Source organism: Phormidium sp. CCY1219 (assembly GCF_035615515.1).
Lineage (GTDB): Bacteria > Cyanobacteriota > Cyanobacteriia > Cyanobacteriales > Laspinemataceae > CCY1219.
In genome coordinates, this window is the sequence record NZ_JAJENT010000719.1 from 1 (window position 1) to 1,329 (window position 1,329).

Here is a 1,329-nt window from a genome sequence, read left to right on the forward strand (position 1 = left end):
TGGGGAAAAGCGCCTTTAAAAGTCCGACTTTGGACTCTTTAAGAATCCCTCGGATTTATCCGTAGGGAGTATCAAGTGCCATCTCCTGTCAGACTTAAATCTTATGCCGAACCTCATGCCAATTTAATGATTTGGTTGGGTACTTATAAAGTGGCAACACCAGGCGTGATGCTAGCCGATAATGCTACAGTGCGCCTCGATTTAGATAACGAACCCCAACCCGACGCCCTCCTACGCCTCGATGAAGCCTGCGGCGGACAATCGCGCATTAGCGAAGACGACTACATCGAAGGCGCGCCCGAGTTAATTGTTGAAGTGGCGGGCAGTAGCGCCTCCTATGACCTCCATGATAAATTGCACGCTACTAAATCCGAACTATTCAAATGAAAACCGATAAATTATGTTACCGAATTTTCTTAAATCAACCCAGTCTAATTTCCGAACTGTTACAGGGAATTCCCCCGGACTGTGAATTTGACTATAGTGCCCCAGTCGTCAAGGAAAAAGAAATCCGGCTTGATGGTTTGTTGACTCCGGTTTCCCAAGATGTCAGCTTACCCTTGGTGTTTCTGGAAGCGCAAATGCAGAATGACCCCGAATTTTATGGGCGCTACTTCGCCGGAATATTTATTTATCTGTTTCAATATAAAATTACCCGCCCGTGGCAGGGATTATTAATCCTACGCAGTCGTTCTCTGGACTTAGGGTCAGAAATTCCCTATCAAAACTTGCTATCTAGTTCCGTAACGCGGTTGTATCTAGAGGATTTACTGTCAGTAGAAAATCTTAGTCCGAACTTGTCTCTGCTGAAGTTGGTGGTGATGCCGGAGACTGAAGCGGCTGTGATGGCCAAATCGATTTTAAACCGTACCCAAACCCCGGGCGAATTTCAGAAATACCTGGATTTGGTTGAGGCTATACTGGTCAATAAATTTGATGATTTGAGCATTGAGGAGATACGCAATATGTTGGATCTTAGAGAAGCGGATGTGACCCAAACACGTTTTTATCAAGAAGTGATTCAAATTGGACGCCAAGAAGGAGAGCAACTGGGAGAAGCGAATCTGATTGTGCGTCAGATATCTCGACGTTTTGGGGCGCTGAGTTCGGAACAAATTTCGCAAGTGCGGAGTCTCTCGATTCCTCAACTGGAGTCCCTGGGGGAGGCTTTGTTGGATTTTCAAGAACTTGGAGAATTTGAGGCTTGGCTGCAAGAGAATTCCCTGTAGGGACACAGCACTGCTGTGTCCTCCTTAGCTTCTCGGCGGGAAGCCCCGCGCTCTACCCGTGCTTGGTGAGCGTCGGGATGAGAGCCAGGGGAAATGGAGG

The 1,329-nt window shown here is 47.3% G+C and carries 1 protein-coding gene and 1 pseudogene; both read left to right on the forward strand.

The features are described 5' to 3' along the window. Positions 1-81: 81 nt before the first annotated feature. A pseudogene (locus LKK83_RS21465) lies at positions 82-363 on the forward strand (Uma2 family endonuclease); the annotation flags it as partial. A gap of 20 nt (positions 364-383) precedes the next feature. Further along, on the forward strand, positions 384-1,229 hold the full coding sequence (locus LKK83_RS21470; RefSeq protein WP_324633378.1) for a DUF2887 domain-containing protein: 846 nt from the start codon (positions 384-386) through the stop codon (positions 1,227-1,229). The last annotated feature ends 100 nt before the right edge of the window (positions 1,230-1,329 follow it).

Excerpts from the sequence above, each read along its gene's own strand:
- LKK83_RS21470 (WP_324633378.1), top strand. The coding sequence starts at position 384 with ATGAAAACCGATAAATTATGTTACCGAATTTTCTTAAATCAACCCAGT.